Here is a 7,303-nt window from a genome sequence, read left to right as displayed (position 1 = left end):
GCCTCACCGCCCCGGCCTTGAACTCCTCCGTGTAGCTACGCCGGGGACGTCGTGGCTTCTTCACTTCCGTCATGTTGGACACCGTACCTGCCTCTTCCTTGGTGTCCACTGAAGCGGATCAAGCCCAGACACGCTTACGACGCGGAAGTCTTTCGCACTCATGCGCAGGCGCTCTATGACCAGGCGCGGGGCATTGTCTTCATGTGGGGCTTCATGGGGCCTGTCGGAGGAGGCATCGCTGGCGCGATGCTCGATTCGGCCCCTCGTCTTCCAGCTCCAGGCGCAGACGGCGCTGTGTCAGGTCGCCATCGAGACGAACACGCGCCGGGCCGCCGATGCCATGGTGGCCGCCGCGAGTCCCCCAGAAGCCGCGCGGCTCACCCGGGCGGGTTGAGCACGGCGCCGTGAGGCGTCAAACCGTCGGCAGGTGTTCGCGGACGACACCGAGCCAGTACTCCTTGCCGTAGTACTGGCTCATCTTCCCGATGAGCTTCCCATCGCGGAACAGGAGGAACGTGGGGATGCCGTAGAGGCCGAAGCGGTGGGCCAGCGTTTCGTGCTGGTAGGCGTTCACCTTCACGACGCGCATCGGCGCGCCGTCCAGCTCCGAGAGGAGCATGGGCTCGGCCTCGGCGTAGATGTCGCAGTTGGGGCAGCCGTCACCCCAGAAGTCCACCACCACCAGCTCGCCCTTCGGCTCCATGACGAGCTGGTCGAAGTTCTCCGCCGTTCCCTCATAGCTCACGGGATGTGCCATGCCCCTTGCCTAACGGGTCGCTCTGCCGGCTTCAAGCCAGGCTCGGCTGGGGGCATCCTCCAGGCGTGGGGGTTGGGAGGGTGGTCATCCCGCCCGGCTTCGTGGGGCTCGACGTGGGTCGTGTCGACGCCAGGACACAGGGGCCTGGGACGGGCGGGGCTGCCACGGGCGCGGCGTGGATCAGCGGAAGCGCGGTGGGCCACCTGGGACCTGGGGCGGGGTCGGAGGCTGGGGCCCGGTGGCTTGGAGGCGGGTCCTCCTCCCGAGGGAGGGGATGGATGGAGCCCAGGCCGGGCGTTGTCGTGGTAGGTCGCGAGGAGGGCTTGGCGGGCCCTACCTCGGGGGCTGGATCATCCCGCGCGCGGGCGCATCAAAAGCCCAACAGGCGCACTGCGCGGGAGGGCACAGCCGCCGTAAGGTTGTGGCAATGGTGTTGTCGTGGAGGGGTCATGCACGAGTGGTTGCAGGCACTGCGGAAGTCAGCGAAGGCAGCGTCATCGGGTGTGTCCGCGGATGAGGTCCGGTGGGCGGAGACGGAGTGTGGCGTTCCATTCCCCGAGGACCTCGGCCACCTGTACCTGTCCTTCAACGGGGGCGAGTTTCACGGAGACGTGAGTCTCTTCCCGCTGCACGGGCCCGAGGGCTCCGTGAGCGTGATGGAGAAGACGCGGCTGAAGCTGGAGGGTCTTCCAGCGGCGGGTGTGTGGCGCATTGGAATGAAGGGGACCCACCGGCACCTGTTCTCCGCGCGCAAGTCGGCCATGGTGGAGCAGGGGGATGGGGGCGGGCCGCTGCCGGGCTGGGTCCAGGCGTTGGGTGACGAGGAATGGATTTTCGGCACCTGGGAGGGCGAGAAGCGCGAGATGCGGCTGTACCGCACGCTGAAGGAGATGCTCGACGTGCTCGTGCCTCCGGCGGAGGTCGAGAGCTTCGGTGAGCGCACCTTCGCGAGGGCGCTGAACGCGGTGCTCCAGGGGGCGCTCTCTGGCGTCGCGGTGGACGACGAGGAGGAGGCCGTCGACGAGGAGGTGCTCGTCGAGGCCGAGGAGGAGGAAGAAGAGGAAGAGGACCAGGGCGCCCAGCGCGAGCTGGCCTATGAGTACGACGACGACGTGTCGCGCGGCCGGAAGGGCGACGAGGGTGCTGGGCTCGGGAAGAGTGGCGCGAAGCTCGGTGGTGGGAAGAAGGCTCCGTCGAAGGCGGCGGTGACGCAGGTGGAGCTGTTCGTGCGGCCGACGATGCAGGAGGCGCTGCGTAAGGAACTGGGGCCCGAGAAGAAGGCGCCCAAGAAGAAGCCGTCCGCTGCCCAGGCGCCGGAGCCGAAGGTCCCCGCCGAGCCTGTCGTGAAGAAGGCCAAGGCGAAGGAGACCGTGACGCTCGCCGAGGTGAAGCCGGGGGCTGCTCCTCAGGCCGAGCCGGTCGCGAAGAAGGCCAAGGCGAAGGCGAAGGAGGCCGTGACGCCCGCCGAGGTGAAGCCAGCGGGTGCTCCTCAGGCCGAGCCTGTCGCGAAGAAGGCCAAGGCGAAGGAGGCGGCTACGCCACCGGCGCCGGCTCCTGCGACGAGCGCCGTGAGCAAGGCCGTCGGCAAGAAGCCCGCCGCGACGAAGGTGCCAGCGAAGGTGGCTCCCGCGCAGCCTGCCGCGAAGAAGGCACCGGCGAAGTCCGCCGCGAAGAAGGCAGTGGCGAAGGCCGCCACGAAGAAGGCATCCGCGAAGAAGGCACCCGCGAAGGCCGCCACGAAGAAGGCACCCGCGAAGAAGGCAGTGGCCAAGGGTGCCGCGAAGAAGGCACTCCCGGCGAAGGCCACTGCGAAGAAGCCCGCCGCGAAGAAGGCCCCTCCGCCGAGGGCGGGTGCCAAGAAGGCCGCTGCGAAGAAGGCACCCGCGAAGGCCGCCAAGAAGGCCAAGGCGAGGAGGTAGTCACTCCTCGTGTCCACGCGCGGCCCCTCGATTCAGCAAGGGGCCGCCCCGCGGCTCGATGCGAGAAGCCCGTCGATGTCAGCTTGGCGTGGTCTCGCCGTTCCTCATCGTCAACTCCTGGGAGGAGAAATGACGATGGATGCTCTGCGCGCGCTCGAAGGCTGGCTTGCCAATCACTCCAATGGAGATTGGGAGCACCAGTACGGTGTTCGGATCGAAAGCCTCGATAACCCAGGGTGGTCAGTCTATGTCGACTTGACCCAGACGGAGTTGTCGGGGGTCGTCTTCGAGGAAGTGATAATCGATCGGACGGACGAGGATTGGGTTCGCTGCCGAGTGCGTGCCGACGTCTTCGAGGGGTTCGGTGGAGTTGCGAACCTGCGGGAGATCCTGGGTGTCTTCCTGGCGTGGCAGGGGAAGCTCGCGAGCGGAAGCGCTCTGCTCCCTCCCTCTGGCGGGTGACGGCGGTGGGCGCGGGCCTCTTCAGCCCGGCCTCGCCATCGAACCGGTAACGCCGAGAGCCTAGTACTACTTGATCAGATGCGGGACGGCCCGAGAGGAGGAGCGCGAGCTCCGAGTCTGCGGAGGCACAGCGGGCAATGGCCGATGCGGCGCAGCAGCAGGTGCTGAAGGCGACGTCGAACCTGGGGCAGCGTCCACGGCGTCTTGCTCTGGGGGGGAAAGCGCTCGACGGAGCGCGAGGAAACCGTGGGCCACCATGCACAGCGTGGCGTGGTGGTGAAAGCCTCTCCAGGTGCGGCCCTCGAAGTGGTCCAGCCCCACTTCGCCCTTCATCTCCTGGTAGTCCCGCTCCACGCGCCAGCGCAGCTTTGCCAGGGTGACGAGGCGTTTGAGAGGCGTGTCCGCTGGCAATGAGGAGAGATAGAACTTCGTCGGCGCGGCTTCCCCCTGCGGCCACTCACACAGCAGCCATTCGGGAGTGCCTGGCGCTTTGCGGACGACGTGGCCTTCGGCGACTTGGATTCGCACCGCGGCGAAGGTGGAGGACTGCGTGCCACGACTGCCCTCGCGCCAGCTGACACGGCGGTACTCCTCTTCGGGCAACTGGCGCGCCAGCTCTTCAATCGTCCAGGGCTGCACGCCGCTGTCGGTGACGAAGCGCGTCCGGGGGCGCCCGTACTCGCCCGCCTTCTTCACCGGCAGGTGCGGCGCAGTTCCTGGAGGCCATACCTTGTGTTGCCCTGGCACGCCGACGAGGTAGGGCAGTCTCCGGGCCGTGAGTCCTTCGCGGAACTCTCGGCAGTTGCCGTACCCCGCATCCGCCAGGACGACGTGCCGCCGCACGCCCCATCTCAGCGCGTCATCCAACTGCTCCAGCGCCAGCTCCCATTTGCGCGCGGCTCCCACCGTCTCGGGGACACCTACCGCCTTGCGCCGCGCCGTGTCCGCCACCCAGTCCTCGGGTAGGTACAGCCGCATGCCGATGCATCCGCTGCCTCGCGGCCCCGCCAGATGCAGGCTGACGGCCACCTGGCAGTTGTCCGTGCGCCCCAACGTGCCCGAGTACTGCCGGGCCACCCCCACCGAGTGCTGCCCCTTCTTGGGAAACCCCGTGTCGTCCACCACCAGGGCCTCCAACTCCGGCACCTGGGTTTCCAGTTTCCTAGCCAGCCGTTCTCGCAGCGCCTCGTCACTCCACGTCCCCTGCGAGACGCACTGCTGCAGCCGCTGGCGCATCGCCTCCACCTCGCGGGCGTCCTCAACCAGTCGGGACGCCATCGGCTCGATGCTCTTGCGTTCCCCGTCCAGCAGCAGGCCCGTCACATAAGCCTCCATGGCCCGGCGCCGCTCCAGCCGTCCCATGCCGACCACCATCTCATCGAGGTAGGCGCTCAGCGCCTCATCCAGCTTGCGCAGCTGTGCCGGTGTCATCCCGACCGTAGATCATGACCGCCACCCGGATTCAAGTGACCGGGTAGTACTAGCTCTCCGGAAGCTGATCCCTGCGCGCGGGGCGCAAGCGCTCCTCGGGCTGGGCCGTCAGCTCCACTTCTTCCTCTTCTTCGTCACCTCGACGGAACTCGTGAATCTGGTCCGGCAGGATGTCTCGGAAGTCCGGCTCCTCCTCCAGAGGGGGCGTCGCCGCCATGTCCTGGTCGGAGATGTTGATCTCCTCCTCGCCGGTGTCCTGATTCACGTGACGCAATGAGGTGGACTCGCCCACGTCCTCCGAACCGAGCTTCTTGAATCGCATGGTGTCTCCTCGCTCAAGCGGGGTGGGCCGGCCGCCGTGTCTCAACAATGAGAACCCGCGAGCACCGCCGCAATTCGTGCCGCCCGCCCGCCTGCCGGGTTCAACCGTTCAGCCCTTCGGGAACGCCGCACGGCCCGTGGGGTAGACGGGCTCCACCTTCAGCACCACCATGCCCAGCGCCAGCACGCGCGACAGCGTCTCGCGCACGGTGTAGCGCCAGGGCGTCGAGCGCCCCTCGTCGGCCGCCACGCCCCACGCGTCGATGCCCACCGAGTTGGCGATGAACAGCGCCCGGGGCAGGTGGAAGCGCTGGGTGACGAGCAGCGCCTGGCTCGCTCCGAACACGCCGCGCGCCCGCAGGCAGCTGTCGTAGGTGGACAGCCCCGCCTCATCGCCCAGCACCGCCTCCTCCGGCACGCCGCGCTCCAGCAGATAGCGCCGCATGGCCCGAGTCTCGTGGTGGAAGGGCTTCACCTCGTCCCCGCTCACCAGCACCGCGCGCACCTTGCCCTCGCGCCACAGCGCCATCGCCATGTCCAACCGCTGGGCGAGCACCGGAGAGGGCACCGCGCCCGGCGCCAGCCCCGCGCCGAAGACGAGCGCCACCGGCGCGGACGGCGCCTCGGCCAACGACACGATGCGCTCCTCGTAGCTCACCCGCACGAGGTGCGAGGTGACGAGCAGGCCCACCGTGCCCACGAGCAGGAGGATGAGGGCCCTGCGCGCCCAGATACCGCTCGCTCGGGTTGGCTTCATGGACCCTGGAACCACCGCTCCAGGCGCCATTCTGTTACGACCCACCGCCCTGGCAAAGCCCCGTGTGGACTGCCTGCGTCAAAGGGGCGCGTCCGCCTGGGGAGCGGCCAGCCCCGGCAACAGCCGCCGCAGCGTCTCCAGGAGCCGCCTGGGGTCCACCGGCTTGGGCAGGAAGGCCGCCACGCCCTGGCTCGCCGCGTACACCGCCCTGTCTCGAGGGCTCATGTCCGCCGTCTCCGCCGACAGGATGACCACCGGGACCCTGGAGAGCGCCGGGTCCGTCCCACGCGCCGTCAGCACCCGGTGGCCGTCCAGCACGGGCAGCCCCATGTCCAGCAGGATGAGGCAGGGAGGCACCGGGCCCGCCAGGTGCGCCAGCGCCTCCCGGCCGTCACCCGCCACGCGGACCTCGTAGCCCTGGAGCTCCAGGTAGCCCTGGAGCGCCTCGCGGATATCCACGTCGTCCTCGACGATGAGCAGGGGTCCACCGGAGGCGACGGTCGAGGCCATGCCCTGGAAGGTAAGGGGTTCGCACGCCACCGACAGCCGGGGGTGCCCGCCCGGCAGCCCTCCGCCGGAGCTTGCGGGAGCACCCGGGCCGCGTGTCGGGAAAGCCCCGGCAGGACTGCCGTTGACCGGCCTGCGGCCCGCTTATATAGGGGGCCCCGCCGTCAGACTGCCTTGCTCCCACCCGGGCGCACCTGGGCAGAACGTCCCACAGGAGTCCTCCGTCCCATGGCGTCCCTTCGCGACATTCGCAAGCGCATCCGCTCGGTGAAGAACACGCGGCAGATCACCAAGGCCATGAAGATGGTCTCCGCCGCGAAGCTGCGAAAGGCGCAGGACGCCATCCTCGCCGCCCGTCCGTACGCGACGATGCTGGACCAGATCATCGCGGACCTGTCGGCGCGCTCCGGTGACGACAACCTCACCCACCCGCTGCTGGTGTCCCGTCCCGTCAAGCGCGTGGAGCTGCTGACGCTGACGTCGGACCGTGGCCTCGCGGGCGGCTTCAACTCCAACATCACCCGCCGCGCCAACCGCTTCATCTACGAGAACACCGCGCTGGAGAGCATCCGGGTCTCCACGGTGGGCCGCAAGGGCAACGACTTCTTCCGCAACCGCAACCAGACCATCCGCAAGGACTTCGGTGGCCTGTACCAGCGGCTGAACTACCGCGCCGCCGCGGACGTGGCCGAGGAACTGGTCGCCAGCTACCTCAACGGCGAGGTGGACGCGGTCCACATCGTCTACAACGAGTTCATCAGCGCGATTAACCAGAAGGTCGTCGTCGCGCAGTTGCTGCCGCTGCAGACGCTCGGCGCCGGCGCGCCCCCCGCCGAGGGCGCCACCGCGATGGTGGACTTCAAGTACGAGCCGGACCGCCAGGCCGTGCTGGACCGCCTGGTCCCCCAGGCCGTCAACATCAAGGTCTACCGCGCCCTGCTGGAGAGCGTGGCCAGCGAGCACGGCGCCCGCATGAGCGCCATGGAGAACGCCACCTCCAACGCCTCGGACATGATTTCCAGCCTGACGCTCACCTACAACCGCACCCGTCAGGCGGTCATCACCAAGGAGCTGATGGAGATCGTCTCCGGCGCCGAGGCGCTCAAGTAGTCCTTCGCCTCCTGTCCGCAGCGCCTTCGGGCCCGCCCC

The 7,303-nt window shown here is 68.5% G+C and carries 9 protein-coding genes; 4 read left to right on the top strand and 5 right to left on the bottom strand.

Annotation, left to right across the window (positions count from 1 at the left end):
* Window positions 1-193 precede the first annotated feature (193 nt).
* Complete coding sequence (locus G4D83_RS09440; RefSeq protein WP_240356227.1) at window positions 194-394, top strand: hypothetical protein; 201 nt, start codon at window positions 194-196, stop codon at window positions 392-394.
* 18 nt (window positions 395-412) lie between these two features.
* Here G4D83_RS09440 and G4D83_RS09435 read toward each other — a convergent pair whose 3' ends face one another.
* Entirely contained in the window at window positions 413-757 is a 345-nt protein-coding gene (locus tag G4D83_RS09435) for a thioredoxin family protein (protein ID WP_163864344.1), read from the bottom strand.
* 449 nt (window positions 758-1,206) lie between these two features.
* Between G4D83_RS09435 and G4D83_RS09430 the strand changes: the two genes are divergently transcribed.
* Window positions 1,207-2,676 carry an SMI1/KNR4 family protein gene (locus G4D83_RS09430; RefSeq protein WP_163864343.1) on the top strand — a complete coding sequence of 490 codons (1,470 nt, stop codon included), beginning with the start codon at window positions 1,207-1,209 and terminating at the stop codon, window positions 2,674-2,676.
* A 135-nt stretch (window positions 2,677-2,811) separates the two neighbouring features.
* The gene (locus tag G4D83_RS09425; protein WP_163864342.1) at window positions 2,812-3,138 is read left to right on the top strand and encodes an immunity 53 family protein; all 327 of its coding nucleotides are present in this window, start codon (window positions 2,812-2,814) and stop codon (window positions 3,136-3,138) included.
* 66 nt (window positions 3,139-3,204) lie between these two features.
* Here the strand turns inward: G4D83_RS09425 and G4D83_RS09420 are convergent, their stop codons facing one another.
* The 4 genes from G4D83_RS09420 to G4D83_RS09405 all read right to left on the bottom strand — a co-directional run bounded on the left by G4D83_RS09420 (window position 3,205) and on the right by G4D83_RS09405 (window position 6,157).
* On the bottom strand, window positions 3,205-4,569 hold the full coding sequence (locus tag G4D83_RS09420) for an IS701 family transposase (protein ID WP_163864341.1): 1,365 nt from the start codon (window positions 4,567-4,569) through the stop codon (window positions 3,205-3,207).
* A gap of 49 nt (window positions 4,570-4,618) precedes the next feature.
* Window positions 4,619-4,891, bottom strand: coding sequence for a hypothetical protein (locus G4D83_RS09415; protein WP_163864340.1), 273 nt, complete (start codon window positions 4,889-4,891; stop codon window positions 4,619-4,621).
* Window positions 4,892-4,999: 108 nt separating this feature from the next.
* Window positions 5,000-5,647 carry a SanA/YdcF family protein gene (locus G4D83_RS09410; RefSeq protein ID WP_176433301.1) on the bottom strand — a complete coding sequence of 216 codons (648 nt, stop codon included), beginning with the start codon at window positions 5,645-5,647 and terminating at the stop codon, window positions 5,000-5,002.
* Between the two features lie 78 nt (window positions 5,648-5,725).
* Window positions 5,726-6,157: a response regulator gene (locus G4D83_RS09405; RefSeq protein ID WP_163864338.1), complete on the bottom strand. Its 432-nt coding sequence runs from the start codon at window positions 6,155-6,157 to the stop codon at window positions 5,726-5,728.
* A gap of 225 nt (window positions 6,158-6,382) precedes the next feature.
* Between G4D83_RS09405 and atpG the strand changes: the two genes are divergently transcribed.
* A complete protein-coding gene (gene atpG / locus G4D83_RS09400; RefSeq protein ID WP_163864337.1) occupies window positions 6,383-7,264 on the top strand; it encodes an ATP synthase F1 subunit gamma in 882 nt (293 codons plus the stop codon).
* The last annotated feature ends 39 nt before the right edge of the window (window positions 7,265-7,303 follow it).

The sequence above is a fragment of the Myxococcus eversor genome (genome assembly GCF_010894455.1).
Taxonomy (GTDB): domain Bacteria; phylum Myxococcota; class Myxococcia; order Myxococcales; family Myxococcaceae; genus Myxococcus; species Myxococcus eversor.
This window is presented reverse-complemented; position numbering and strand designations above follow the sequence as displayed.

Bases quoted from the DNA above. Each gene is read 5' to 3' on its own strand.
- G4D83_RS09415 (WP_163864340.1), bottom strand. From the start codon at position 4,891: ATGCGATTCAAGAAGCTCGGTTCGGAGGACGTGGGCGAGTCCACCTCA.
- G4D83_RS09435 (WP_163864344.1), bottom strand. From the start codon at position 757: ATGGCACATCCCGTGAGCTATGAGGGAACGGCGGAGAACTTCGACCAG.
- G4D83_RS09425 (WP_163864342.1), top strand. From the start codon at position 2,812: ATGGATGCTCTGCGCGCGCTCGAAGGCTGGCTTGCCAATCACTCCAAT.
- G4D83_RS09420 (WP_163864341.1), bottom strand. From the start codon at position 4,569: ATGACACCGGCACAGCTGCGCAAGCTGGATGAGGCGCTGAGCGCCTAC.
- G4D83_RS09405 (WP_163864338.1), bottom strand. From the start codon at position 6,157: ATGGCCTCGACCGTCGCCTCCGGTGGACCCCTGCTCATCGTCGAGGAC.
- G4D83_RS09430 (WP_163864343.1), top strand. From the start codon at position 1,207: ATGCACGAGTGGTTGCAGGCACTGCGGAAGTCAGCGAAGGCAGCGTCA.
- atpG (WP_163864337.1), top strand. From the start codon at position 6,383: ATGGCGTCCCTTCGCGACATTCGCAAGCGCATCCGCTCGGTGAAGAAC.
- G4D83_RS09410 (WP_176433301.1), bottom strand. From the start codon at position 5,647: ATGAAGCCAACCCGAGCGAGCGGTATCTGGGCGCGCAGGGCCCTCATC.